The 25913-nt window shown below is 31.2% G+C and carries 23 protein-coding genes and 13 pseudogenes; 21 read left to right on the top strand and 15 right to left on the bottom strand.

What is annotated here, in order from left to right; genetic code table 11:
- Positions 1-63: 63 nt before the first annotated feature.
- From OTBS_RS06255 to OTBS_RS14335, 10 genes and pseudogenes are all read left to right on the top strand, one after another.
- Positions 64-528, top strand: coding sequence for a TrbI/VirB10 family protein (locus OTBS_RS06255; protein WP_011944248.1), 465 nt, complete (start codon positions 64-66; stop codon positions 526-528).
- Entirely contained in the window at positions 528-818 is a 291-nt protein-coding gene (locus tag OTBS_RS06250) for a hypothetical protein (RefSeq protein WP_011944249.1), read from the top strand. The genes OTBS_RS06255 and OTBS_RS06250 overlap by 1 nt, the downstream gene beginning before the upstream one ends.
- 52 nt (positions 819-870) lie before the next feature.
- A pseudogene (locus tag OTBS_RS06245) lies at positions 871-1694 on the top strand (TraU family protein); the annotation flags it as partial.
- Positions 1695-1774: 80 nt separating this feature from the next.
- Positions 1775-2095 carry a type-F conjugative transfer system pilin assembly protein TrbC gene (gene trbC / locus OTBS_RS06240; protein ID WP_011944350.1) on the top strand — a complete coding sequence of 107 codons (321 nt, stop codon included), beginning with the start codon at positions 1775-1777 and terminating at the stop codon, positions 2093-2095.
- A pseudogene (gene traN / locus OTBS_RS18420) lies at positions 2092-3783 on the top strand (conjugal transfer protein TraN). The gene trbC and the pseudogene traN overlap by 4 nt, the downstream one beginning before the upstream one ends.
- A 5-nt stretch (positions 3784-3788) precedes the next feature.
- Positions 3789-4220, top strand: a pseudogene (traF, locus tag OTBS_RS16670) (conjugal transfer protein TraF); the annotation flags it as partial.
- A 48-nt stretch (positions 4221-4268) separates the two neighbouring features.
- Positions 4269-4370 (top strand): annotated as a pseudogene (locus tag OTBS_RS18415) (hypothetical protein); the annotation flags it as partial.
- Entirely contained in the window at positions 4358-5050 is a 693-nt protein-coding gene (locus OTBS_RS06225) for a tetratricopeptide repeat protein (protein WP_232488953.1), read from the top strand. The pseudogene OTBS_RS18415 and the gene OTBS_RS06225, both read left to right, overlap by 13 nt.
- On the top strand, positions 5050-5565 hold the full coding sequence (locus tag OTBS_RS14340; RefSeq protein WP_232488891.1) for a TraD N-terminal domain-containing protein: 516 nt from the start codon (positions 5050-5052) through the stop codon (positions 5563-5565). The genes OTBS_RS06225 and OTBS_RS14340 overlap by 1 nt, the downstream gene beginning before the upstream one ends.
- Positions 5566-5603: 38 nt before the next feature.
- The gene (locus OTBS_RS14335) at positions 5604-5702 is read left to right on the top strand and encodes a type IV secretion system DNA-binding domain-containing protein (RefSeq protein ID WP_157866333.1); all 99 of its coding nucleotides are present in this window, start codon (positions 5604-5606) and stop codon (positions 5700-5702) included.
- On the opposite strand, the gene OTBS_RS16660 is transcribed toward OTBS_RS14335, so the two are convergent.
- From OTBS_RS16660 to OTBS_RS14920, 5 genes are all read right to left on the bottom strand, one after another.
- Positions 5680-6999 carry a toprim domain-containing protein gene (locus OTBS_RS16660; RefSeq protein WP_041621273.1) on the bottom strand — a complete coding sequence of 440 codons (1320 nt, stop codon included), beginning with the start codon at positions 6997-6999 and terminating at the stop codon, positions 5680-5682. The genes OTBS_RS14335 and OTBS_RS16660 overlap by 23 nt on opposite strands.
- Positions 6944-7654, bottom strand: a complete 711-nt coding sequence (locus tag OTBS_RS14325) for a hypothetical protein (protein WP_041621174.1) — start codon at positions 7652-7654, stop codon at positions 6944-6946. Before OTBS_RS14325 ends, OTBS_RS16660 begins: the two co-directional genes overlap by 56 nt.
- Before the next feature lie 629 nt (positions 7655-8283).
- Entirely contained in the window at positions 8284-9834 is a 1551-nt protein-coding gene (locus tag OTBS_RS17640; protein ID WP_050897545.1) for an AAA family ATPase, read from the bottom strand.
- Positions 9819-10928, bottom strand: coding sequence for a MobA/MobL family protein (locus OTBS_RS17635; RefSeq protein ID WP_269763918.1), 1110 nt, complete (start codon positions 10926-10928; stop codon positions 9819-9821). Before OTBS_RS17635 ends, OTBS_RS17640 begins: the two co-directional genes overlap by 16 nt.
- Complete coding sequence (locus OTBS_RS14920) at positions 10906-11139, bottom strand: hypothetical protein (protein WP_162097307.1); 234 nt, start codon at positions 11137-11139, stop codon at positions 10906-10908. The genes OTBS_RS17635 and OTBS_RS14920 overlap by 23 nt, the downstream gene beginning before the upstream one ends.
- Before the next feature lie 274 nt (positions 11140-11413).
- On the opposite strand from OTBS_RS14920, the pseudogene OTBS_RS06200 reads away from it, so the two are divergent.
- The 4 genes and pseudogenes from OTBS_RS06200 (at position 11414) to OTBS_RS12520 (ending at position 14039) form a co-directional block, all read left to right on the top strand.
- A pseudogene (locus tag OTBS_RS06200) lies at positions 11414-11868 on the top strand (conjugal transfer protein TraD).
- A 324-nt stretch (positions 11869-12192) separates the two neighbouring features.
- The gene (locus OTBS_RS15450) at positions 12193-12387 is read left to right on the top strand and encodes a tetratricopeptide repeat protein (RefSeq protein WP_050897486.1); all 195 of its coding nucleotides are present in this window, start codon (positions 12193-12195) and stop codon (positions 12385-12387) included.
- An 18-nt stretch (positions 12388-12405) separates the two neighbouring features.
- Positions 12406-12987, top strand: a pseudogene (locus tag OTBS_RS17630) (tetratricopeptide repeat protein); the annotation flags it as partial.
- 227 nt (positions 12988-13214) lie between these two features.
- A pseudogene (locus OTBS_RS12520) lies at positions 13215-14039 on the top strand (IS5 family transposase).
- A 100-nt stretch (positions 14040-14139) separates the two neighbouring features.
- Here the strand turns inward: OTBS_RS12520 and OTBS_RS06180 are convergent.
- Together OTBS_RS06180 and OTBS_RS12515 are read right to left on the bottom strand one after the other, a co-directional pair.
- Entirely contained in the window at positions 14140-14601 is a 462-nt protein-coding gene (locus OTBS_RS06180; RefSeq protein ID WP_011944859.1) for a sensor histidine kinase, read from the bottom strand.
- A protein-coding gene (locus OTBS_RS12515) for an IS5-like element ISOt6 family transposase (RefSeq protein ID WP_157866397.1) occupies positions 14588-15411 on the bottom strand; the annotation gives its coding sequence in 2 pieces (ribosomal slippage) (positions 14588-15024 and positions 15024-15411; 825 coding nt in all). Before OTBS_RS12515 ends, OTBS_RS06180 begins: the two co-directional genes overlap by 14 nt.
- A gap of 69 nt (positions 15412-15480) precedes the next feature.
- On the opposite strand from OTBS_RS12515, the pseudogene OTBS_RS16645 reads away from it, so the two are divergent.
- Positions 15481-16128: pseudogene (locus tag OTBS_RS16645) on the top strand (ankyrin repeat domain-containing protein).
- 97 nt (positions 16129-16225) lie between these two features.
- Entirely contained in the window at positions 16226-16735 is a 510-nt protein-coding gene (locus tag OTBS_RS06155; protein WP_011944858.1) for a membrane protein, read from the top strand.
- 3 nt (positions 16736-16738) lie between these two features.
- Here the strand turns inward: OTBS_RS06155 and OTBS_RS06150 are convergent, their stop codons facing one another.
- Positions 16739-17548: a DNA adenine methylase gene (locus OTBS_RS06150; RefSeq protein WP_011944857.1), complete on the bottom strand. Its 810-nt coding sequence runs from the start codon at positions 17546-17548 to the stop codon at positions 16739-16741.
- Positions 17549-17914: 366 nt separating this feature from the next.
- On the opposite strand from OTBS_RS06150, the gene OTBS_RS16640 reads away from it, so the two are divergent.
- The gene (locus OTBS_RS16640; protein WP_011944856.1) at positions 17915-18331 is read left to right on the top strand and encodes a hypothetical protein; all 417 of its coding nucleotides are present in this window, start codon (positions 17915-17917) and stop codon (positions 18329-18331) included.
- Here the strand turns inward: OTBS_RS16640 and OTBS_RS14315 are convergent.
- Positions 18318-18413, bottom strand: a pseudogene (locus OTBS_RS14315) (IS5/IS1182 family transposase); the annotation flags it as partial. The gene OTBS_RS16640 and the pseudogene OTBS_RS14315 overlap by 14 nt on opposite strands.
- Positions 18414-18442: 29 nt before the next feature.
- Here OTBS_RS14315 and OTBS_RS12510 point away from each other — a divergent pair.
- A pseudogene (locus OTBS_RS12510) lies at positions 18443-18784 on the top strand (transposase); the annotation flags it as partial.
- Here OTBS_RS12510 and OTBS_RS16635 read toward each other — a convergent pair.
- The 4 genes and pseudogenes from OTBS_RS16635 to OTBS_RS06130 all read right to left on the bottom strand — a co-directional run.
- A pseudogene (locus tag OTBS_RS16635) lies at positions 18776-18903 on the bottom strand (conjugal transfer protein TraD); the annotation flags it as partial. The pseudogenes OTBS_RS12510 and OTBS_RS16635 overlap by 9 nt on opposite strands.
- A gap of 103 nt (positions 18904-19006) precedes the next feature.
- Positions 19007-19318 (bottom strand): annotated as a pseudogene (locus OTBS_RS12505) (conjugal transfer protein TraD); the annotation flags it as partial.
- A 591-nt stretch (positions 19319-19909) separates the two neighbouring features.
- Positions 19910-21211: a malic enzyme-like NAD(P)-binding protein gene (locus tag OTBS_RS06135; RefSeq protein ID WP_050897544.1), complete on the bottom strand. Its 1302-nt coding sequence runs from the start codon at positions 21209-21211 to the stop codon at positions 19910-19912.
- Positions 21212-21230: 19 nt separating this feature from the next.
- Positions 21231-22157, bottom strand: a complete 927-nt coding sequence (locus OTBS_RS06130) for an AEC family transporter (RefSeq protein WP_011944854.1) — start codon at positions 22155-22157, stop codon at positions 21231-21233.
- 315 nt (positions 22158-22472) lie between these two features.
- On the opposite strand from OTBS_RS06130, the gene OTBS_RS06125 reads away from it, so the two are divergent.
- Both OTBS_RS06125 and OTBS_RS18410 read left to right on the top strand, forming a co-directional pair.
- Entirely contained in the window at positions 22473-23081 is a 609-nt protein-coding gene (locus tag OTBS_RS06125; protein WP_011944853.1) for a hypothetical protein, read from the top strand.
- Between the two features lie 347 nt (positions 23082-23428).
- A complete protein-coding gene (locus tag OTBS_RS18410) occupies positions 23429-23527 on the top strand; it encodes a hypothetical protein (RefSeq protein ID WP_157866395.1) in 99 nt (32 codons plus the stop codon).
- Here the strand turns inward: OTBS_RS18410 and OTBS_RS16630 are convergent.
- Together OTBS_RS16630 and OTBS_RS16625 are read right to left on the bottom strand one after the other, a co-directional pair.
- Positions 23524-23691 carry a hypothetical protein gene (locus tag OTBS_RS16630; protein ID WP_232489052.1) on the bottom strand — a complete coding sequence of 56 codons (168 nt, stop codon included), beginning with the start codon at positions 23689-23691 and terminating at the stop codon, positions 23524-23526. The two genes, OTBS_RS18410 and OTBS_RS16630, sit on opposite strands and share 4 nt — an antisense overlap.
- Positions 23689-24102, bottom strand: a pseudogene (locus OTBS_RS16625) (transposase); the annotation flags it as partial. The gene OTBS_RS16630 and the pseudogene OTBS_RS16625, both read right to left, overlap by 3 nt.
- A 497-nt stretch (positions 24103-24599) precedes the next feature.
- On the opposite strand from OTBS_RS16625, the gene mtaB reads away from it, so the two are divergent.
- The gene (mtaB, locus tag OTBS_RS06115) at positions 24600-25871 is read left to right on the top strand and encodes a tRNA (N(6)-L-threonylcarbamoyladenosine(37)-C(2))-methylthiotransferase MtaB (RefSeq protein WP_011944852.1); all 1272 of its coding nucleotides are present in this window, start codon (positions 24600-24602) and stop codon (positions 25869-25871) included.
- Positions 25872-25913: the final 42 nt, after the last annotated feature.

The following is a 25913-nucleotide window of genomic DNA, read 5'->3' as shown; positions in this document are numbered from 1 at the left end:
TAAAACTGCTTCAAAGTAAAATTTCATTATGGAGATATTATTGAAAACAAGGCGGAAGGCTGGTTGATAGGTGAAGATGGACGTTCTGGAATTAAAGGAATCGTGGTAGATAAATCGTCTAACATAGCAAGCATGGCTGCATTAAATGGAGTATTTAGCAATATTGCTAAGTTTCTACAAGCTAAGGCTATTAAACCTGATATGCTACCAACTTTAAACCTAGTAGCTGGAGGTCATCAACAACAAGAGTTTCAGATTGGAGATGCGCTTCAGTCTGGAGCTTACTCTGGAGCTAGTAATGCTTTTGATAAGCTAGCTGATTTTGCTATAAAACAAGCTGATTCTATGAGCCCAGTCGTTCTTATTGCGTCAGGTAGAGTCATCGATGTTGTATTTAAAAAAGGTTTTGACTTACGTGAGCACAAGAAGAAGCCACATAATTTAACTTATTCACAATCAACTAACAATGAAAAAGTTAATTTGCATAATAAATTCGACCAATCACAAAAGTTAGAGGAGCATTTATAATGAAGTTTTTATTATTGCTATTGGGCTGTATGAGCCTAACAAGCTTCTTTTTCGAAAGTAATTTTGATTGTAAAATTCCTAAAGGGCAAAAATGTAAGTCTTTATATGAAATAAAGAAAATGGCTGCTCAAGGAGTTTTTGACCCTGATAATGTTGAGAAAGTTGAAACATCAAAAATTAAATCAAAAAGGCGTTGTGTTCTATACTGTAAGCGATCTAAAGCAGTTCAAGGTGTAGCTGTTGTTAACACTTCACCTAAAAAACCAAAAATGAGTGATATTGCAACTTAAAAATGATTTATGTGATAATATAGGTTAAATTACTATATCTCTGTACTTTACAAACACTTCAATGCCTGATACTAATGCTTCTGGTAGACTTATATGTCTTTGTCCTAAGCCAGGGATTCCAATACCTGTACCTGGTATATTCCGGTAGGATTTTGGGAGCCAGTACGCCTTGTAGATGTTACAAAGTCGCCAATGTGTATGGTAAGTCTTGGAGGTTTGTCATTTGGAAGTGCTACTCAAAAAGGCATGAAAGATGAGGCTGAAGGAAGTGCTTTTTATCACATTCATTGGTATGTCTATCCTGTGATTTATTGGCTGGAAATTTTGCTTGATTTTATTTGTCTGGAAATGGCTGCAGTCGATATAGCATATTTAACAGAGTTTGATCCATTATGGAGTGATGACGCTAAATCTGCGATTTTAAATCCAGAAACGCTGTTGTTTCAAAATGTAGCTGCTTATCAAGCATGTATAGCTGATTGCATGAGTTGTGGCGCTGGTTTATTAGCAAGTGATTATGCTTTTTGGTGTGCTGAATGTCAAGGAATGCTTTACCCTTTTACTGGAACAGCTGCGGCGCATAATGGTGGAGTTGGAACATCTGTATTAATGGTAAGTAAGTTTATGGCTAGAATGCATAGGCAACTGATGTTATGGGGATATTATGGTTATAAAGGCTTATGTGGCAAGTATCCCATGCCTATTATGAAGAAAAGTCAGTATCGACTACAAATGACTTATCCGATTCCAGAAACCAGATCCTGCAAGAGCATAGGCCAAACAGAAGCTACATGGCAGGCTGGAAGAGAATTTCCAGTTAATGGTGAAGATTTTGGTTACTTGATTTGGCGAAAAAGAGATTGTTGTTTGCTTTGATAAGGGTTAGAGAGGAATATGGTTATACGAGTAATGATGTTGATGGTTTTATTATTTGTTAATAATGCTAATGCTTTTTTTTGGGCCAGCAAAAAACTTTTATTTTTGTCTCATTTTCAATGAGTGATGAGGCTTTAAAAAGCTATTTTGCTGAATCTCAAAAGGCTGGAGCTCAATTGATTATGCGTGGGTTAATTAATAACTCATTTACACAAACAAAGAATAAAACTATGGAGCTTGGTATTAGCTTCGATATAGATCCTAGCTTGTTTGAACAATATAAAATTGATGTTGTTCCTGTGATAGTAATAGATGATGAAAAAAGAGGATTAACCAAGAAATTAACTGGCCATATTCCTTTAGCAATAGCATTAGAAATTATGAATGAGAATACTCAATGAGATTATTATCTATATTAACTTTTTGATAGTGCTCAATATTAGCTGTTGTTTAGCTTCAATGCAAAGCAGTTATAATGAAGCTAGCAACTATAATGTAAATCTTGGAAATTCTTCAAATACACAAGAATTATTTCATCAAGGTAGTAATGTCAATTATCCTAACAATGATGAGGATTTAACCTACCATGGCCGTAATCAGCTTGGTACAGAAAGTGGGGCAATGTTATTTCAAGCTGAAAACAGTAAAAACAATGCCTTAACTCAACATAATATCAACGATCAAAATTATATGATAGCTAATTCAATGAGAATTGAATCTGATCCTTTAAGTGCCCTTGATAGCAGTAACTTCGTAACTCAGACAAGTAAAACTAATACTGAAATTATTCAAAGTTGTAATGAAGGTAGTAATTTTAACATTGAACTTATTCGAGAATTAAATGTTGAGTGCAGATTAGAGAATGTATGGCTTTCTTGGCAAAACCGGCAAATGGAATTTGCAACAGAAGAAATAGTAGAGAATCATAGTAATTGGCTTAATGGTCGTGCAGATTTCCATGACGTAGATAAAAATAATGAAAAAATATACAAGTTAGCAGGTGATAGCCAAATGGCTGCAAGACGAATGAGGAGTGCTGTTGCTGATAGGCTTGGCGTATCTATAGAGCATATTGGAACAAAGTTTATATTATATCAAAAAGAGGTAAAATATGTATACTTCGCTATGACTACAGAGATAAGACTCAAGAACTAAGGGAAGTAGCAGAATATTGGCAAGTTGTAAAGCCTGAACTTGAACAATTAATAGAAAGTAATGAATGCTATGAGGCGAATAGACTCAACTATGAGAGTGGTGATAGAGTATTTTTTGACAAGTTTAGAGTCAATCGTTCATATTGGAAACAAAAGATTGTTTTTTCATGTACTAGCGATCCAAAAGATGGTTGCAAACACCTTAAAATTCAAAATTGTGAATTAAAAACAGCACTTGCCAAAAATCAGTAGCAAATATTTGTTTACTATGGCAGCACGATTATAGCTGTTCAACTGAGAAGCAAACAATGCTACACTCATCATTGCGTAATAACTCAATTTTTTGTTTAGGAGGTAATTGCAACACTCCAACTATTATACCAAATAGAGATATAGCTAAAGTAGCTCATCTAGCAATGCTAAATCAGATGAGCAAGGACATTAAAACAAATCCCGTTTCTGTATTTTCAGGTAAACATCGAAAATGCAAAAAAGATGTATTTAGTTTTTTGAATTGCTGCTCTTCAATGACTGGCTGGGGGCGTGATATAGGCTTATCGCAATGCAAATCTAAGGAACAAGAATTAGCTCTATATAGAAAAAAAGGTTACTGCTATTACATTGGAACCTATTGTTCTTCAAGAATTCCGATATTGGGTATTTGCCTAGCTAGAAAGTCTACTTATTGCTGCTTTCAGTCAAAACTTGCAAGAATTTTTCAGGAAGAAGCAAGAAAGCAGCTAAAAATAGACTTCGGTACACCTGAATGTCCAAAGTGTAGAGGCCTTACTGTTGAAGAGTTACAAAAAGTTGATTTCACTAAAATCAATATGGATGAACTATTTGGAGATATACTCACTAAGGCTCAAAACAGCATGAACAAAGACATTATTGCAGGAATCAAAGATAAAGTTCATCGTATGCAACAAACTTAGTCTAAATGAGCAGATTATTAATGTTTATGATATTAATTAGTCATTTATCCACTGTTGATGCTTCACCAACAAGATTTTTATGGTACAATGATAAACATGGTCATGAGCTTGATGACTCTGCTGCTAATTCTAAGTTGATGAGTAGGCCTCATGACCAGAGAATCGAGGAATTAAAGGAGCGATTTAATCGAGCTTAGCGTATAGCGCTGGATAATCCAACGCTCGAAAATGTGATTACAGCTCAAAGATTGCAGAAGCAAATCATGGAGAAGGCTCATAAGTTTGCTACTATGTGGCAACTAGCTACTCTACTTGATTACCAACTGATTAATGCTAATGAGCCTGCTAATAGCTTACATAGAAAGCTATATCAAGAAAAATCAGAGCAGAAAGAAGCTATAGAAAATTATAATTTAGCTATTAAGAACAAACCTGATTTTGCAGAAGCTTATAATAACAAAGGAGCATCTTATGGGAAGTTAGAAAAAGATAAAGAGGCTATAACACTTTGTAATCTTGCAATTAAGTATAAACCTCATTTTGCAGAAGCTTATAATAATAAAGGAGAGTTTCTTTGGCTATATTAGGAAAGTATGAAGATGCGCTGGAAAATTTTGATATTGCTATTAAGTACAGATCAGATAATCCAGAAGCTTATTATAACAAAGGTATAGCGTTAATGTATTTAGGCTACATTCAAGAAGCTATTGAAAACTATGATACAGCTATTAGATACAGACCAAATTATTCAGAAGCATATCATAATAAAGGATTAACTTTAGCATTTTTAGGACAATTTCAGAAAGCAATAGAACATTTTGATTTAGCTATTAAATACGATCCTAATGATGCAACAGCATACTGTAATAAAGGTTATGTGCTAAGTATGTTAAAAAGGTATTCTGAAGCAATAGAAAGCTGCAATCTAGCAATTAAATACAATCCAAATTGTGCAGAGGCTTACTACCGTAGAGGAATGATTTTTGAGAAATTAGGTAAACACCAAAAAGCGATAGAAAATTTTGACATTGCTATCGCTATTAAGTACAAACCTAATTTTGCTGAAAACTATCTTGAAAAAGGAATTTCATTAGTAAGTTTAGGACAGTACTCAAAAGCTAAGGAGAATTTTAACTTAGCTATTAAATATAATCCTAATATCATTGCAGAATACGAAGCAATGTTTAAAAAGTTAACAGAATTAGAGAATTTTACTGGAGTAAAAGAGTATGAGCAAAAACTACAGATTTTGAAAAAATACTCTTGATGAATTTTCAGAATCAAGGCAATTTCACAAGGGGATCGCAGTTATTTGCTCATAAGTTAAGAATGTTTGGGCAAGGTAGTGCCAATGTTTTTACAATTGGGTTAGGATTATCGATATTCTGGATTATATGTCGATTATATCAAAAAGTTTTTCTGAGCAGTTTGTATTATTTTGCGATTGAGCGATATGTACAGCTTAAGCTAACAATTGGTGAACATTTTTATGATATCGATCAAATAGGAATCGTATTTTATAGTTTAAGGTTTAAAAAATGGATACACCTCAATGCTCAGGACTTTCTACATGAATTTTATACAGGTCAACATGGATTTAAAATACAGCAATTATGGGAATTCTTAATCAATTCAGCATTGTTAGAAGGATTAATTGTTTTTGCTATTGGTGTAATAATCTCAATTGTTTTCTTTAAGGCTCAAGGTAAAAAAACGATTATTAAGGCCAAAATTAGAGGCGCTGATTTTGTAGAGTATCCCAATGCCTATCTAAAATACTAAAAAACGCTAAAAAGGCCTCAAAAATCTGTTTTAGAGGCTTGCCATTAGTAAAGAATAGTGAAAGGTTACACATTCTTATTACTGGAACAACAGGTACTGGTAAAACTAATATGCTTAATGAACTGCAACATTCGTAATATCATTTTGTTTTGCTATACTATTATTTTCTGTTTGAGTAAGTTTGGTTGTTTCAACTGCCTTAGTCAGTTTAGTAATTTCAGGTTCTATAATGTCTCTAATTGACTGGTCTCCACAAGTTTGCAGAAGATTATTAAAATCACCATTTTCTGGTGGTTTGACTATACAAGTTATCGCTCCCTTCATTTCTAACGTTTTTGCAGCTTTAATTACAGTATTATTAGTTATAGAATTTTTGCTATCATTATCTGCTGCAATGATGATTTTTTCACCAGGAAATGGTGAATAATTTGTCAAATTCGAAATTCCTGCACTAGCAATGATATTACCTTTAATGCCTGATTGCTGCAAGCTCAATGCTGTTTCGGCGCCTTCTGCTATAATTGTTATATTAGGGTCATTCGCATTTCGTTTTGCTATTGTTATGAACGATCCACTGATTTTACCGAAAGATCTTCTGTTAATTGAAATATTCGCCTTATCTCCTGCCAAATTTAAATATACAGCCTGTACTCCGGTAATTTCTCCTTTTGAATTTCTTGCAAATGCTGTAAATGCTGGATAATTTTCTCTCGTTTCAGTATCAAACAGTATACTTGCTTTTAAGTCTGAACTTGCAGTGCTTTTGTCAAAAGTAATACCACGATTTTCAAGATACTTGTTTACTACTTCTGCATGTGGATTCTTATCTATATCATAACCATGTATTCTGCTTGATAGTTCATACAAGTTTTGAACTTTTGCGATTTTAACACTTTCAGGTTGTTGAGTATATTGTTGAGAATCGTCAGTCCTAAGCTGTCTATGATACCGTTGGCTAATATTAGACATTCCAACTATAGTTTTCAAATATTCCTTTGCCTCAAAAAAGCTGTATCCTTTTTCTCTTTGAACCAGGGATAATAAATCACCCTTTTGTCCTGTACTAAAGTCATACCATTTTCCAGCGTATTTGCCCTCGGTGGTTACTTGTATTTTGCCAGTGTCTCCCCAACGTATTCTTCCATGTCTAGATAGGCGCTTATTTGGATCTCCAAGAACATCACGAGCTATAGTGTCAGCTCTATAAGCTATTGCATCCCTCAATTTTTGTAGTTCTTCCTGGCTATTTGAATAATAATCGTTTTGTCTATAGTTTTGAGCAGATTGATATTGCCTTACTTCATTTGCTTGAACATTATTATTCTCATCTTTTGAATTCATAGACTCTGTCTTAGCTGTGCTAAGCTGCTCTATTAGATTAGCAACATTTTTTCGTAGCTTGCACGTTGTAGTACAGCCGTACTTGCTCTGCATTCCCTATCATGCTTATGTTAGAACTTTCTATGCCTACACCATTATTATGAAGAACATATACATCTTTTTTGAAAGCCGTTTGTGGGTTACAAATTGTCGTAGCATATCCATGTTTAAAGCTTATTTTATTCAAATCAAAGCTTACCTCGTTTCCTGTATCTGTCTTAGCTACAAACTTATTTTCATCAATTGATACTAGAGTTGCAAATTCACTGTTTTGTATTTGTAAATCCTTATCGTTTGTTTGAAAAATAATTCTGTCTCCAGCCATGTAGTTAGCATATTTTTTTGATTCAGCTCCTGAAATTAAAATGCTGTATTCTGGGCCTTTTAGATCACCATTTTCCTTCATATAATTTCTGATGTGTTGATTAATATTTTCAGCTTCCTTATGACCAGCAATTATCAAGCGGTCATGCGGCTCAACTTTACTATTTTTCCAATCATTGATTAATTGGTTTATTGATTCTTTCAGAGTGTTATTAGCCTTTAAGCTATTATGATCACTAAGCAGCACTATACCATCAGCAATATCACCATTTATCAACTTTACAGCCACGTTGTGGTTCCAGCTGTTAGCCTTAGAATTTTCTATCTCTGTTTTTGAATTATGAATGTTATTGAAATTATTTGAATCATTGATTTTGTCAGTCATATAAAACCTCACCTTCGCGTCACTAAATTGTTTTGCGGTATAAACATTTGCTATTTTTACCGTTTGAATTATAATTTTATTGCTAAGTGATTATTGAGATAGTTTTCCTGTTAAATGTAGAGCTTGCAAAAGTTCAAATGCTTTCAGTATTCTCTTAGCGTGGCATAATGCGAATTACATAGATTATACTGTGAGATGTTTTATATCTATTACTTTAACTTGAATAGTTAATAAAAGAAGTAGCAATAATTGGAGTATTAAGATATACTGACGGTATAATTCTAGATTAAGTATTTATTGGTTAAAGCTGCGATATAAAAATAAGACGTAGATATACACAATAATTGATGCAATTATAAGATTAAACACAAGATTAAGACGCCATGGTCAGTATTATTGCCATAGTGCGACAGAAGAGTATATTAGTTTTATTATAGTTGCATCAATTATTATGTATACTATACTTAATCACTACAAATCTAAGTTAGTTTAATAATACATAGTAAGATTAGATTTTTCAATAATAATCTTTGGAGTCTAAATTTCTCAACTATTTGACACTAAATTAGAGCTTTATTTGTTTATTTACTATTTTTACGTAGGCATGTGTGTAATTTCTATCTTCAGTACTACCGTCTAACTCCAATTTTTGGAGATATATCAGTTTTTACAATTTGTTCAGGGTCTGTTTTTACGTTCTGATTATTAACTAATTTCATGATTTCAGGTATCACAAGCTCCTTAACAGCTGTGGCTCCTTTATTTTTTAGCATTTCGTTAAAATCTTCACCTTCTGAAGGAACTACGATGCTAGTGATTGCTCCTTTACTTTTCAGTACTTTTGCAGCATCGTTTATAGTGCTTACATATTCTTTATTCTGTTTATCATTATTTGCAGCTATAAGAATCTTTTCTCCTTGAAATGGTTGATAGTACTTCAAATTATTAACATTTGAGCTATATACCATTCTGCTATCAATGCCAGCTTCCTGAAAACTTGATATCGTTTTTCCTTCTGCAGACAAAATGGTTACATCATAATTGTACTGTCTTTGTTCTTTGATTTGCATAAACAATGGAGTAGAAATATCTTTGGTGGTACATTGCTTTATGCAATTCTCTTGCTGGACTCTTTCTACTTTAGCTTCTTGCTCTGGTTTAGCAGTAAAGTGATAATATTCTTCATTCACATGAGATCTATCATTGATATCATTGATTATAGACTTAAACCAGTTTTCGATTTTACTAAAAACAGTTGTCTTTGTCCGTGCTTTCTCCAAATCATGAGCAGTTTTCAGAGTTATGCTAGCTGATTTATCATTTGGTCTGCTAAGCTGATTTATTAAGCTGTTAATGCTTCTAGTTGCTTCCTTATTGCAATATAGCTGTAATTTCTCTATATGCCTTGTCATAGCTACGTATGAGCTGCTTATATTACTTACTCCATTATGTAAAACGTATACATCTTTTATAGAAGCTCCCTGGGCCTTATAAACAGTACTTGCATAACCATGTTTAAATTGTATTTTGCTTGGGTCAAAACTCACATCTTGTCCTGCATCTGTCTTAGCTACAAATTCATTTTTATTAACCGAAGTTAAAGTTGCAAATTCACTATTTTGTATTTGTAAATCCTTATCGCTTTTTTGAAATACAATTCGATCTCCAGCCATGTAGGACTCTTTCCTTCCAGCTATTGAACGCCTATATTCTGTGCCTTGTAGCGTGCCATTAGCTTTTAACAAAGATCTAATACTTGAATTAAGAATGTCTACCTCTTTATTACGTACTGTAATTACCAATTTTTCATGTAGCTTAAACTTGCTTAGACTCCAGTTGTATCTTAACTTACTCATTGAGTCCTGCAACGTATTATCAAACTTAATACATTTATTTTGTCTCAGTAATGTTATACCGCTTAAAATATTACTCTCAGCAAACTTTGTTGCTGCTTCTCTACTCCAGTTTTCACTTTGTCTTCGAATATTCACTAAAATATGTGAACTGAAAATATTACTCAGCATCTCAAACATTCCGCCTCTTTCTATTGAAGCTAACTGCTTTTCATCTCCAGCAAGTATCAGTTGACAATTATTGTTTCTAACTACTCTAAACAGCTCTGCATATTCTCTAGTAGCAACCATTCCAGCTTCATCTACTACTATTAACCTATTTTGCATAAAAATTTTTTTTTTCGATTATACAAAAATCCTTTTACTGTATAGACTTCCTTATAACCTTTGCTCCTCAGCTCTGATACCGCTTTATGAGTAGGAGCAAGTCCAATAACATTTTGTCCACGATTTGTTGCAATTTTATATGCTTTTGCTAAAACAGTGGATTTACCTGTTCCAGCTCTTCCTCTTAGTACTCTAACTCCACTAGTGCTAAGCAAAATATGCCTTAGAGCTTGTTTCTGTTCTTCACTAACATTTGCTAGACCTTCTATATCACTTTTAAGATTGTAAATATCGTTGTAATAAACTTGATTATTGATTTTATTAGCTATTCTTATTATTCTTACTTCCTCGTCTCTAACATCAGTTGTAGTAAAATATTTGCTACTTTCACCATCATCATGATATAACTCTAGTATTCTATTTGAACTGAACACTTGCTGAACTAACATTCCCCTTTCTGTTAGGTCTGGTATATCTTTTACTGCTTTTTCAATATCCTGCTTAGTAAAAATAGATTTGTAATGTGTTATAGCATCCGTTATTACATCAACATCCTTAATAATTTTTAAATTAGCCTCTTTACGTAACTCATTTTCATTTGCAACTTCATTAATTAAACCCCTAATTCTAGTAGGGCCAATATGCTCTTGCGGTACTGCACTTATCTTATCAACTCTATTTGTTAAGCCTAATTTAGCAAAATATGCATTAATTATTTCCTTCACTTTTTCATGAATCATCTCGGAATCTCGAATAACAAACTTTTTGCCATTACTTAATGTTATGCATTTTGGGTTTAAATTTACTGCTTTATCACCTAAACCAGTTCCATCTTCTCTAAATCTTCTTGTAGTAACCAATATGTGCGCATGCCAGTTTTTATCTCCTCTATGAGGCTTATGAATGTCTATCTGTACTCCAAGACCATTTTGCACCCATTCCCCCATTGCATCAACTATTTGATGAGTTATTTCTATTCTATGCTCTAAATTCAATTCCTTATCGTCTGGCAGTGCTATTACGATATCCTTCAATAGCTGACTGTTTCTTCGTTTTTCTGTTTGTTCAACCTCATTCATTAATTGTTTGGACATTCTTGAATTTTTGATTTACATAAGCTGGTATCAGCACTGTATGATATACGTTATCTTTTTTACAAGAGAAGTTATAACTTACATTTGTCTTCTCGTTTTTAACAATAGTTCTTGCATTATACGCTGCCTTACGACAACTATCTCCTCCTTTGATTCTACTTAAAAATTCAATCCTTGCAAACTGTATTGCCATTTCAACTCCAATCCTCACCTGAGTTTCAGGTTAGCATGAGTTTTTTGATTTTGCCAGTACAAACTGCTTTTTTTAACACTCAATCGGCTAATTGGCACCCATTTTTTAGCAGTAAACTTTCAAGTTTACATATTGCGTATAAGCTTATTCTTTAATGAAGCTTCTAACCTGAATTCACGTTTTTTTGACTATAATTATTTGATGTTGGTTTGGCAGGTGCGGTTTTTTTCTTTACTGGAATTTTATTTTGATATATTCTTGCCTGATTTTTTTATCTTTCTGAATTACTAACATGGCAAATCTTATGCAGCAAAAAATTACTCTCCAACAAAAAAAGCTAAGCTAATCATGGATGAGGTTAACCTCAAAATCAAAGAACGTAAAATGCGTACTCGACGTCTTATCGAAATGGGTGGACTAGTCGCTAAGGCTAAGCTTGATCACTTACAGACAAACACTTTATTTGGTGCAATTGTTTCACTAAAAGAAACTTTAACACAACATCCAAATGTTCAGAATCATTGGACTACAATCGGTAAAAATATTTTTGATAAGGAACAGCAAAATAAAGCTGCTGTGATTTTAAAATTTTCCTCTGAACCAGATGAAAACACTAAGCGCTACATTCGCCTTCATGGCTTAAAATGGAATAGCTTTCGTCAAGAATGGTGCAGCAATGTTAAGGACATTGAGGCCTTAAAGAATGGCCTTCTTAATGTTCAGTATAAACTTGAGCTTGTGTCTTAGATAATAGTTCAAACTATATGCGCAGCTAGCAATATCACTACTGATAGAAAATATAGAGTAAGAATTCCAGAGTAACATAACTGATGGTAATAATAAAAAAAAATAAAGAATTTTGATGAAATTTCTGATAGTGTTAAAAATAAGGCTGTAAAAAAGAAAATTTGATAACAGCACATTTGATTTAGCAATTATCATAGCTAATCAAAAATTTAAAGGGGAATTTTTATAAATCATATGAAATATATGACAGTATTATTAATACAGTTACATCTATTGCATCAAAATAATCTGCTCATATAACAGTATTCAATTTAGGGTAAAGATATGCTAGCAGACAAATATTTTAATAAAGGGAATTCATTTTTTCAGTTAAGAAAATATCAAAAAGCAATAAAGAATTTTGATATAGCTATTAAGTGTAATCCAGATTGTATAGAAGCTTATATTAATAAAGGAATGGCTTTAAAGGCATTATGGCAACATCAAAAAGCAATAGAAACTTTTGATACTACTATTTGATATAAACCTGATTTTTCAGAAACTTATTATGCTAAAGGAATTTCTTTATACGAACTAGGACAATATCAAGAGGCAATAAAGAATTATGATACAGCTATTCAATACAATCCAAATGATGCAGACTATTATATTGGTAAAGGAACTTCTTTATACGAACTAGGGCAATATCAAGAAGCAATAAAAAATTATGATGTAGCTATTAAGTATAAACCAGATTTGATAGAAGCTTATCATGCTAAAGGAAATGCTTTGAAAAATCTTGGAAAGCTACTAGAAGCAATTAACAATTATGATCAAGCTATTCGATACAGCACAAATTACGCAGGCTCTTACAATAATAAAGGATCTGCTTTATGTATACTAGAACAATATCAAGAGGTAATAGAGAATTTTGATTTGGCTATTAAGTATCAACCAGATTTTCCAGAGGCTTACTATAATAAAGGAATTGCTTTGAATGAATTGGGGCGACATCAAGAAGCAATTGAAAGTTGTAGCCTGGCTATCAAATATGATTCTGATAATGTATACGCATACCAGTTAGCAAATGAACTTACAAAAAAAATTAAAAAAAGCAATCTCCGCATCATAACTGATTAATTTTTAGAATCAAGGCACAGAGAATCAGATGTTCATAAGCTAAGAATGTTTTATTATTCTAGAATTATAAACTATAGTTATTTACAATGAGGTTTGAGCATAAAAAAAGCGACAATAGCATCATAAGATTTACTAACAGGATATTTTATACGCAAACTTCATTAGACTTCTTTCGAAACTATACAATGATGTAAAATGGTGTTATAAAGATCTGATTTGAAGTAATAATGAAATTAGATCAGATTAAAGAGTTAAAGGATGAAAAATTTCGTCGATTAACAGTAGTAAGGAAGGGAACATTCTCAAAGATGGTGGATATTTTGAGGAAAGCTGATGGTGTTAAGAAATCAAAAGGAGGGCGTAAAAATAAGCTCAATTTGGAGGAACAGTTATTGATGGCCTTAGAATACCTTAGAGAATACCGTACTTATTTTCATATAGGTCAGAACTATGGGATTAGTGAAAGTTCAGCATATAAAGCTGTAAAATGGGTAGAAGACACCTTAGTTAAACACCCAAACTTTGCTCTTCCAGGTCGTAAAGCTCTAATGAATAGCGATATGAATTATGAAGTAGTCTTGATTGGTGCTACTGAGAGTCCTATAGAAGGACCTAAAAAAAAATAAAAATTCTATTATTCAGGAAAGAAGAAAAAGCATACACTAAAAACTCAAATAGTGGTAGACAAGAAAACGCACCAAGTAATATGTACAGATTTTTCTAACGGTAAAAAACATGACTTTAGATTATTTAAGGAATCCAAAATTCTTATCCATCCTAAGATTAAAGCGATTACTGATACAGGATATCAAGGTATACAAAAAATTCGCAATAATTCTGCATTACCAAAGAAAAAAAGCAAGAAAAATCCTTTAACTAAAAATGATAAAAAGAATAATCGTAGGTTAGCAGGAAAAAGAGTTGTCAATGAAAACGTTATTGCTATGCTAAAACGGTTCAAAATTATTGCTGACAAATATCGAAATAGACGTAAAAGATTCGGTCTTAGATTTAATTTGATCTCTGGCATTTATAATTTTGAACTACCTTAACCAGTTTCGAAAGAGGTCTAATATTGTTATTTTCCACATTATTCTCCTACGGTTAAGTTTATTAACTTTGTTTTTTAGAAATTTAAAATAGCAAGCTTAGCTAACAATTAGCTAAGCTGACTGGTATATGAAATATGGCTTCCGTATACTTTTTTTCTTCACTTTTCATAGTAATTTCCCCTCGTATTTCTTGAAGCATCAGCTTAACAAACGTTAAGCTTAATCTTAATGCTTCACTATTCTGACTTATATCTCTAAAATCATTATTGATTTGTTGTAGAGTTTCTTTTGATATGCCTTGTCCATTATCATGAACAGTAAATTGTAGTATTCTTTCTGTATTTTCTGAAATTGTAGGAGGTAATAATTCTACTGTAATTACTACTTCTTTATTTTTGCTGTTTTTATTAAAGCGATTAGCATTATCTATTAACTGATGTAGTATTTGCTGTATTTGATAACTATAGCCTATGAAAATACTATTCTTATCGCACTTGATCTTATATAAAAACTTTGATTTCGATTCATTAGACCTCTTTCGAAACTGGTTAAGGTAGTTCAAAATTATAAATGCCAGAGATCAAATTAAATCTAAGACCGAATCTTTTACGTCTATTTCGATATTTGTCAGCAATAATTTTGAACCGTTTTAGCATAGCAATAACGTTTTCATTGACAACTCTTTCTCCTGCTAACCTACGATTATTCTTTTTATCATTTTTAGTTAAAGGATTTTTTTTGCTTTTTTTCTTTGGTAATGCAGAATTATTGTGAATTTTTTGTATACCTTGATATCCTGTATCAGTAATCGCTTTAATCTTAGGGTGGATAAGAATTTTGGATTCCTTAAATAATCTAAAGTCATGTTTTTTACCGTTAGAAAAATCTGTACATATTACTTGGCGTGTTTTCTTGTCTACCACTATTTGAGTCTTTAGTGTATGCCTTTTCTTCTTTCCTGAATAATAGAATTTTTGTTTTTTTTGGGTCTTTCTATTGGACTCTCAGTAGCATCAATCAAGACTACTTCATAATTCATATCGCTATTCATTAGAGCTTTACGACCTGGAAGAGCAAAGTTTGGGTGTTTAACTAAGGTGTCTTCTACCCATTTTACAGCTTTATATGCTGAACTTTCACTAATCCCATAGTTCTGACCTATATGAAAATAAGTACGGTATTCTCTAAGGTATTCTAAGACCATCAATAACTGTTCCTCCAAATTGAGCTTATTTTTACGCCCTCCTTTTGATTTCTTAACACCATCAGCTTTCCTCAAAATATCCACCATCTTTGAGAATGTTCCCTTCCTTACTACTGTTAATCGACGAAATTTTTCATCCTTTAACTCTTTAATCTGATCTAATTTCATTATTACTTCAAATCAGATTTTTATAACACCATTTTACATCATTGTATAGTTTCGAAAGAAGTCTAATATATGATATTCAAATCTAAGGCTAAATATACCTTACATAGCGCTATTCAAGATGGTGATATTGAAAAAGTGAAGCAGCTTATTAATAAGGATAGTACACTTGTCAATTCAAAATATAAAGATGGTACTACAGCTTTATCTGTTGCTTTAAAATATAAGAATCTACCTATTGCTGAGATTTTGCTGAACAATGGAGCTAACGTAAACGCACAAGATAATGATGGGCACACTGCTTTTACATTTTGTCGTTGACAGAATTCAAGTATATTATGAATTTTTCGAAAAATATCCTACATATTGCAATGATCATATAGCATTACTGCTAAAATATAACGCTGATGTAAATATCGAGAATAATCAAGGTAATACACCTTTATCTGATGCTGTTGAATGCAGATGTATAGAACCTTTAGCAATTATGCTAAAACATAATTCTACTAGTATTAATAAAAAATATGATGAAGGAGAAACACTACTACATATTGCTGTTCGTAATGAAATCATAGATGTTATACAGCTTTTGATTGATTATGGAGCAGATATTGATGCAAAAGATGATAACGCGGCATGAATCCTATAGATTATGCTGCTAAAAGCGGTAATGCAGATGTATTCAACTTTCTAACGGAACAATCAGTCCCATGGTATTAATTTTCAACCAATATGTTAATACTAATAAAGAAAATTGACTCAGAATATAATTAATATTAAACTTCATAAAAAATATTCTAATTAAATAGATACTGCTATGAATGTTTTGAAATCACTTTTGCAACCGTGTTATGCTGTTATGTTAGCAGCTGTTGTATTATTTTCACCATCAATATGTACAGCAAATAATAATGTAAACTTTAATGCTTCTGAAGATAGTGTTGATTCTTCACCATTATATATAAAATTTTCACCTGGTGTTGCTATTGACCATGGCATTACATTAGAAACAGGCATTGGTTATAGAGTAGCTAGGCATCATAGAATAGATTTAAGATTAGGATTTTTGTATTATGATAACTGTATAAATAGTTATACTCGAGTTAATTATTATTACAATATAATTGAAGGTAACAAAGCCTCAATGTTTGTTACAGGTGGACTAATATCAGCTCACAAGTCTTCTAGTAATACTCATATAAACTTGGGAGTTGGTACAACAATAAACTTATCAAGAGATACATATTTAGATATTGAATGCAGCACAACGGCTAACTATAGACCACTTCCTATTCATATACGTGCTGAATGGCGGGTTCACATTTAATAACTAATAAGTTTTATAGTTAGTAATTATTAGCTCATTAACAGGATTGCGTTGTTCATTGATTGAGTATACGACTGTAACGATATTGATATTAAAATCTTTGTATAAGTCTCTAATAAAAGGAGTATTATTATTTGAGATCATAACCTTAACACCTTTGCTGGTTAATTTTTGGACAAAATCCAGTAATCTAATTTGATCTTTTTCACCAAATGGAAGTCTAGTATAGAATCGTTCTCCAGATTTATGATAAGGAGGATCGAAATAAACAAAGTCATTTTGTTGAGGCTCTATAAATGAAAAATCTGTAGCATAAATTGATACACCATATAGAAGGTTGCTGCATTGGTTTATTCTAGATGCAATGTGGAGTTTAATGTAGCATTCACCAGAAAATGTTTGAGCAGATTGTCCATTTTTGTAGACTCTATAAATTCCCCTAAAAGAGTATTTATTAAGATATATAAATTTTGCGGTAATCTCATTCGGATTATTACTATATTTGTTTTTAACTTTATAATAATAATCCTTTGAATGATGTTTGTGATATAAACTCAGTAATCTATTGACCTCATTAGGATTATTTTTAACAGCATTATAGCTAGTAATTAAATCAAGATTGATGTCAGACAAAAAACATTGTTTAAAAAGATGCCTAACTTGAAAAAATAAAGCACCTCCACCAAGGAATGGTTCATAATAATTATAGTGTGAACCTTGAGGAAGATGTTCTATTAATTTATTAACAATTCTTCGTTTACTACCAATCCAATGAAGGAAAGGTTTAGACTTATTAGCAACAGCTATTGACACAGGAAGTTTAATTAATTTCTGTTAGTTGAATCTCTATTGAGATTATACCAGAAAATAGCTCATAACGCTAGTAAAAATAACGCTTACAAGGCTTTTTATGCATCATTTTTGAATAAGATTTATTATAACAATAAGTAGGGAATGTAATAATTTTACATCAACATTAAATTATTATGCAAAAATTTAGCCTGAAAATTAAAAGATTTTAATAGACTGATAAAAATTATAATGCTACTCTATACCTTATATTATCTAGGTTTCAAAACTTTAATGATACTAAGCTGAAGATTAAATGAAATAAGGTATGACGCTTTTTATTTTAATCTTCAGAAACCATTTTTCAAACAAAAACAGTAGGGGAATTTTATGTCTCTTGGAAACGAAGGTCAACAGAAAAATAAAAGTATATTTAATAAAAATATACAGTCAAAACTGTTACTAAGACATCTAGCAGCTGGTGATAAAGAGCTTTTAAAACTTACACATCAACTTAAAACACTAAACCTAAATATAATAGATGTGTTCAAACAGCTCAAAAGTGAGCCAGAAGAAGTTAGAAATTTTCAGTCCGAAATAACAGAAAATAAAAAATCAATATTAAGCAAACACTTAAACTGTTATAGCGAAGTATTAATGTATATTAAGACTGCATATAAACTGTTGACAGGAAGAACTGAATCATTTGTAGAAGCAAAGAAAGAAAGACTTTATTTAGAAGGAATATTAAACAATGTTATTAAAAATTATAATAGACCTCTTTCGAAACTGGTTAAGGTAGTTTAAAATTATAAATGCCAGAGATCAAATTAAAACTAAGACCGAATCTTTTACGTCCATTTCGATATTTATCAGCAATAATTTTGAACTACCTTAACCAGTTTCGAAAGAGGTCTAGTTATTTCTAAAGTCTTATCTGGTAAATTGTTTGGTGATAAAGCTTACATATCTAAATTATTACTTCATTAACTCTTCTCCAATGGTCTACGTTTATTTACTAATCTTCGTAAAGATATGAAAACATATTTATTGGACATACAAGATAATCGGTTATTAAATAAACGTTCTTTAATTGAGTCTGTCTTTAATGTACTAAAAAAACATATGCATTTAGAGCATACTAGACACCGTTCTCCTCTTAATTTCTTTATTCATATAATTGCTTCTCTTGCTAGTTATTCTATCTCTAAACTTAATCCCAATCTTATCTCTTCTTCTTCTCCTGACTCCTTATCCTAAATTGACGTTGAGAAGGTCATTCTTTAAGGCCTCAATGTCCTTAACATAACTGCCCATTCTTGTCGAAAGCTATTCCATTTTAAGCCATGAAGACGAATGTAGCACTTGGTATCTTTGTCTATAGTCATTTACAATGAGGTTTGAGCATAAAAAAAGCGACAATAGCATCATAAGATTTACTAACAGGATATTTTATACGCAAACTTCATTGTAAATGACTATAGTTCAGAGGAAAATTTTAAAATCACAGCAGCTTTATTTTGCTGTTCTTTATCAAAAATATCTTTACCAATTGTAGTTCAATGATCTTGAACATTTGGATGTTGTGTTAGAGTTTCTTTTAGTGAAATAATCGCACCAAATAAAGTATTTGTTGGTAAGTGATCAAGCTTAGCCTTAGCAACTAATCCACCAATTTCAATAAGACGTTGAGTACGCATTTTACGTTCTTTAATTTTGAGGTTAACCTCATCCATAATTAGCTTAGCCTTTTTTTTGTTGGAGAGTAATTTTTTGCTGCATAAGATTTGCTATATTAGTAATTCATAAAGATAAAAAAAAATCAGGCAAGAATATATCAAAATAAAATTCCAGTATCAAATTTGGTAATCATTATATAATCCTGTATTCTCATATAACTTTCTTCTACTCCACATAGAAGACTTTAGTAAGAAATAGTTGTGGCAAAAAATGATATAGTCATTTACAATGAAGTTTGCGTATAAAATATCCTGTTGGTAAATCTATGATGCTATTGTTGCTTTTTTTATGCTCAAACCTCATTGTAAATGACTATAGATTTAAATCTGGAGAATAAGGTATCAAAAAAATAACTTTATAACCAATGATTCTATTAATTTTTATCGCTTTTTTCTATACTCAAACCTCATTGTAAATGACTATACATAAGCATAAAAGTCCTATAATCCTTGTTTTTCCTATGTTTTAGCATGTTTTATATCAAGCTTGAGTTAATGCATGTCGTTGTTTTGCTAACTTTACGACTAAGTTCTAAGCAACTTAAGATTAAATAGCTTTAAGAATTTGCAAAGTTTAGATGTGTACAAAAAAAATTGCCACCTTCTTTACTATTATCTACGTTATTATAGCTACTTATATAACTATTTACTCAGCAAATGCAGCTTTATCAAAAAGATAATTTTTATACTTTTGAAGATCAATATTTTTTCTAGCTACTCCAGTTTTTACTGCTGCACTAGCTACTAATGGTGGAATAGTATAAAGTAGCCTTGGGTCAAATGGTGAAGGAAGAATGTAATCGAAGCCATATTCCATTTTTCGACCTAAATGAGCTTTAGTAACTAACTCTGGCACTGGACAAGCAGCAAGCGCTGCTATTTCCTTAGCTGCAGCTATTTTCATTGAGTTATTTATTGTTGTTGCCATAGCATCTAATGCCCCTCTAAAAATATAAGGAAACACTATTACATTATTTATTTGGTTACTAAAATCAGATCTTCCTGTAGCAACAATAGCATTTGGACGTACAAACTTAACTTCATCAGGCATAATTTCAGGATCTGGATTAGCTAAGGCAAAGATAATTGGCTTATCAGCCATAGTAGCTAACATTTCTTGTGTTAAAGTGCCTTTAACTGATAACCCTAAAAATAAATCAGCACCAATTATTGCTTCTTTGAGAGTTCTATACTTAGTATCGATAGCATGAGCCTCTTTCCATGCATTCATGCCTTTAGTTCGTCCTTTATAAATTACGCCCTGGCTATCGCATAATATTATATTTTCTATACCTATAGACTTTAATAATTCTGCACAAGCAATGCCAGCAGCTCCAGCTCCATTAATTATAACTTTTAAATTTCTTAAATTCTGACGTCCTGTAAGATCAGCAGCATTAATAACTCCTGCTGTAACTGCAACAGCTGTACCATGTTGGTCATCATGAAATACTGGAATATCTACAAGTTCTTGTAGCTTATTTTCTATAATAAAGCATTCAGGAGCCTTAATATCTTCTAAATTAATACCACCCCAATTATATTTAAGATATTGAATAATCTTAATAATTTCATAAGGATCTTCAGTATCTACCTCAAGATCTATAGCATCAATATCAGCAAATTTTTTAAATAATGCTGCCTTACCTTCCATAACAGGTTTAGCAGCAGCAGCTCCTAAATTGCCTAGCCCTAGAACTGCTGTGCCATTTGAAATTACTGCAACTGTGTTACCTCTAGAGGTGTAGTCATAAATTGCATTAATATTATCAAAAATCTTTAGACATGGAGCAGATACACCAGGGGAATAAGCTAGCGCTAAGTCGTGTTGAGTTGCAAGTGGTTTGGTAGTTACCATAGCTATTTTACCTGGCATGTTATCTTTTTTATGATATTCAAGACTTAACTTTGAGATTAATGAATCATTTTTAGATAAGTTATTAGTCATAAAGATTATCCGATTAATTTTAAGCAAAGATATACATAATAATTGATAAAGACAATAAGGAAAATATTGTAGTAAAAGTAATGATTGTTGCCATGGAGTCAGGATCTCCATGTAGTTGTCGAGAAAGTAAGTATGATGTGCTAGCTGGTGGTAAACAACTAAATAATATTCCAACTACTCTTAAATCACCTGTAATACCAGCAATAAAAAAGAGTATTATGGTAATTAAAGGTAAAATAATCAACTTCGTAAGCACTGCTATAAGAATTTGATGTATGTGTTTAGTATTAAGATTAAATTGCAGTCTAGCTCCAACACTCATTACTCCAATTGCAAGCGCGGAATTTGATAATATATCAATAGTGTTTTTAATACCAACATTGAGTACTATATTAAAATAATTAAAAGTTAATCCTATTAAACTTGCAATAATTAGTGGATTAGCCACAAAATTTTTTATTGCACTGGAAAAATTTGGTTTAATGTTATTGTCAGGATTATTGGTATAGATGCTAAAAATTAATACTGAAAGCACATTGGTATAGATAACCATATAAACTGAAACAATTGCTACAATAGCCATCTTCTTGCTTCCAAAAAGACCATTGCTTAATGCAAGAAAGATATAATTATTAAACCTAATTGATCCCTGAAATAGAGATGTAAAAACCATCTTACAACTTTGAGTTCTTCTTCTATATATTATCAACATAATAGAGACTATACCAATAGATAACATTAATAGAAGAATTAATCTAAGCAAATCATGCGAACTAGTTTCTATTGCAGATGTATGATTGAATAATACTAATGGAAACAATAAAAAATAAGATAATTTTTCTAATCCACGCCAAAACTCTTCTGAGCTAATCCAAGTTCTCTTAATAATAATACCAAGCATTGTGATAATGAATATAGGCAGTATGCTTACAAATATATTATTCATTATTTAGTGCTTATTAATTAGTATATTTTCTTTAGTATAGTACTATTCTATGTAAGTGTATTTAATGTAAAACCTAAAAACTAGTTGCTATAGTTGCTAGTTAAATTTAGCTTTGATAAATTAAATAAATAATTAAGGTAATAAAATAGTGAGAATACATTAATTCATCAAAAAATTGTTTACTTAATTTTTTCTTTCTACTACTCTCACATTTTTCTAGACAGAATTGATAAATTCATATCTAGTTTTTTTAGAAGAATATATATTATATTTACATAATATTGCAATTGTGTAAATAATTTTATTGAGTAAATTATGGTAAGGTTTATTTTTTTTATTGCAGTTTTAGTATTAATGCTGACAGGAGCTACTCAGAGTAAGAATGCTAATATAACTAATAGCTTTAATGATATTAAGAATATTAATGCTACAGGGTTTATCAAGAAAAAGCGTTTTCCAATATACAATTATAAATATATTCGTAAAGCTCAACAAAATGTTAGTCAACATAACATTGATGATAATGATATAGAAGATGAAGAATTAACAAATGCAGCTGCTATTAATAGGCAAATGTATAGGCAAATGCTGGAAATGGAACAGCAACAGTTAGGAACAATGAGAAAAACAAAATTAGGAAAAGCAGCCTGTTATTCTTCTAAGCCATCTAAAGTTTCTAAAATACTGCCAAACAGAATTATTCCTACTAGATTATTAGACAAAAATCAAACAGCTCAAGTATTACAAGTAAAAGAAATAAAAGCTAGTAATATGAATGTAGATTGTAGTAATCTTCAAAATAAAATAGATGAACTTGAGAAAGAGTTAAAGTTAGTCAGAATGCAAGTTAAAAATCCTGTTGCAGCAACTTGCTCTTGTGCTCAAGCAAATAATGTGCAAACAGATCCTACAGAGAATAAGTAGCACTTTAACTGAACAGCGTTTTTTTGATTTGTAGATTTATAATATTATTTAAAATTGAAGATAATGACAGATAAAAATTATGCTGAACTTAAGGTTGGAAATCAAATAATTTTACTTCCCATTAAAAAATCTACTATGGGTATGAATAATAGATATCACCAAATTATATACTGAGAGTAATTGTTGTACTTATGATCCTCGTTTTATATAACTGCTTCATGCAAATCATCAATAACTTATATAGATGATAACCAAGGTATATTAATGCATCGTAGATATGATATTAGAGACTTAGCTACTAGTTGCAGTTTTTTTAAGAGGTATGTTATTTATTACTAAATGGTTCATTGCCTACTCAAAAACAAAACGAAAATTTTGCTAAAGAGGTGAGTGATCATACTATACTAACTGAACAACTTTGTAATTTGTTAATAACGTTAATTTAGGATAAGGAGTCAGGAGAAGAAGAAGAGATAAGATGGGGATTAAGTTTAGAGATAGAATAACTAGCAAGAGAAGCAATTATATGAACAAAGAAATTAAGAGGAGAACGGTGTCTAGTATGCTCTAAATGCATATGTTTTTTTAGTACATTAAAGACAGGTTCAATTAAGGAACGTTTATTTAATAAGCGCTTATCTTCTATGTGCAATAAATATGTTTTCATATCTTTACGAAGATTAGTAAATAAACGTAGAGCATTGGACAACAGTTGATGAAATAACTCTTTAGATATGTAGCTTTATCACCAAACAATTTACCAGATAAGCCTTTAGAAAAAACTAAAGCTACAGATAAGGTCGTTTTTATTGCCTTTAGTAATTTTAACTGACATTATTTCGCCTTTATTATTGATTATAATATGTAGCTTAAAGCATAAGAACCAGCCATAACTACTCTTAGCAATTTTAGAAATTCTGTTAAAAACTCTATTGCTGGAGGTGCGTTTATTATGACAAATTGCTAACTTTGTAGAATCGATGTAATATATACCAGTCTCTTCTCCTCTCAGATAATGCATTAATCTAGCGGTAGTAACATTCTAGGCCACAGTTGTATTATTCTACTATAACTTGGTAAACAAAAGTATCTTTTATACTTATGACTCAAGTAATATAGATAGTAATTTTTACAATCCTTGCATGGAGATACATAAAAATATATCGCTATTGTTAATAACTCACTAAGGGCAACTTCCCATCTCTGTTCCTTTGATTACTACTTGGTATTAATCTCTTTCTCTCCCACTCTTGATATATCTTGCAAAAATTGTCTATTAAATAGTATACTGTTATAATACATTTTTTTATGTTGGGTTATTCACTGTTTATTTAAATTTTTTTTATAACTTAACATTCTCTCTTTGTATACCTCTTATTCTCTACATTTCATCTTTCCACTTATCCTAATCTGGCGTTAAAAACTATCAACTATATTATATAGTAATATAGTTTGCTAATCTTAGTAAAGTAGTATTAAATAAAGCTACTTAATACTCCTATAATTATAACAATTCAAATGAATGAAGATAAAATAAGTACTAGTACTTACACTAATAAGGTAATAACATTTGGTTGCCGCTTAAATGCATATGAAAGTGAGATTATTAAACAGAATCTTAAAATTGCTAATCTTGATAACGTTATAGTATTTAATACTTGTACTGTAACACAAGAAGCTGAAAGGCAGGCTAAGCAAGCTATTAGAAAAGCAAAAAGAGAAAATCCTAACATTAAGATTATTGTTACTGGCTGCGCTGCTCAGAACAACCCTGATCTCTTTAATCAAATGCCACAAGTGAATAAGATACTTGGCAATGAGGAAAAACTGTATCCTGAATTTTATCAATTTGATGAAAATAAAATTCAAGTAAATGATATTATGTCAATTCAAGAAACTGCTACTCATATGATTAGCAATTTTGATGGTAAAACAAGAGCATTTATACAGGTCCAAAATGGATGTAACCATCGCTGTACGTTTTGCATAATACCATATGTTCGAGGTAATAGTAGATCTGTACCAATTGGTGTAATAACTCAGCAGATTCAGCTTCTTATCAATCAAGGGTACAAGGAAATAGTTTTTACAGGAGTAGATTTAACTTCTTATGGAGCTGACTTACCAGGATCTCCTACTTTAGCTCAAATGATTAAACGTGTTTTAATGCTAGTACCAGCTTTACCAAGATTGAGATTATCTTCAATAGATATAGCTGAAATAGATCAAGAATTATTTAAATTGATGACTGATGAACCACGTTTAATGCCACACTTTCATATTAGTTTGCAAGCAGGTGATAATATGATATTAAAACGTATGAAAAGACGTCACACTAGAGAACAAATAATAGAATTTTGCAACAAAATGCGCAAAATTCTTCCAGATGCATCATTTGGAGCTGATATGATAGCTGGCTTTCCTACTGAAACTGAAATTATGTTTAACAATAGCTTAAACTTGATTTCAGAAACTGGAATTCAATATTTACATGTTTTTCCTTATTCAGAAAGAGAAAATACTCCAGCTAGTAAAATGCCACAAGTGCAAAAACATATCAGAAAAAAAAGAGCTCAATTATTGCGTAATGAAGGAAAAAAACAACTACAACTATTTTTTCAACAACAAATAGGCAAGATAGTTAAAGTGTTAGTAGAAAAAGAACAATTTGGACACAGTGAAAATTTTATTCCTACTTATATTGCTACTAGGCAAACAATAGGCGAGATAGTAAATGTAAAATTAACAGGTATTGATAATGATCATATGACTGGAACAGTGGTTAATTAAATCAACAATTTATACTTTTTAAAATCAAATAAACTATTTCAA

The sequence above is a fragment of the Orientia tsutsugamushi str. Boryong genome (assembly GCF_000063545.1).
GTDB classification, from domain to species: Bacteria; Pseudomonadota; Alphaproteobacteria; order Rickettsiales; family Rickettsiaceae; genus Orientia; species Orientia tsutsugamushi_C.
The sequence above is the reverse complement of the archived record's forward strand: the minus strand, read 5'-3'. Positions and strand labels throughout refer to the sequence as shown.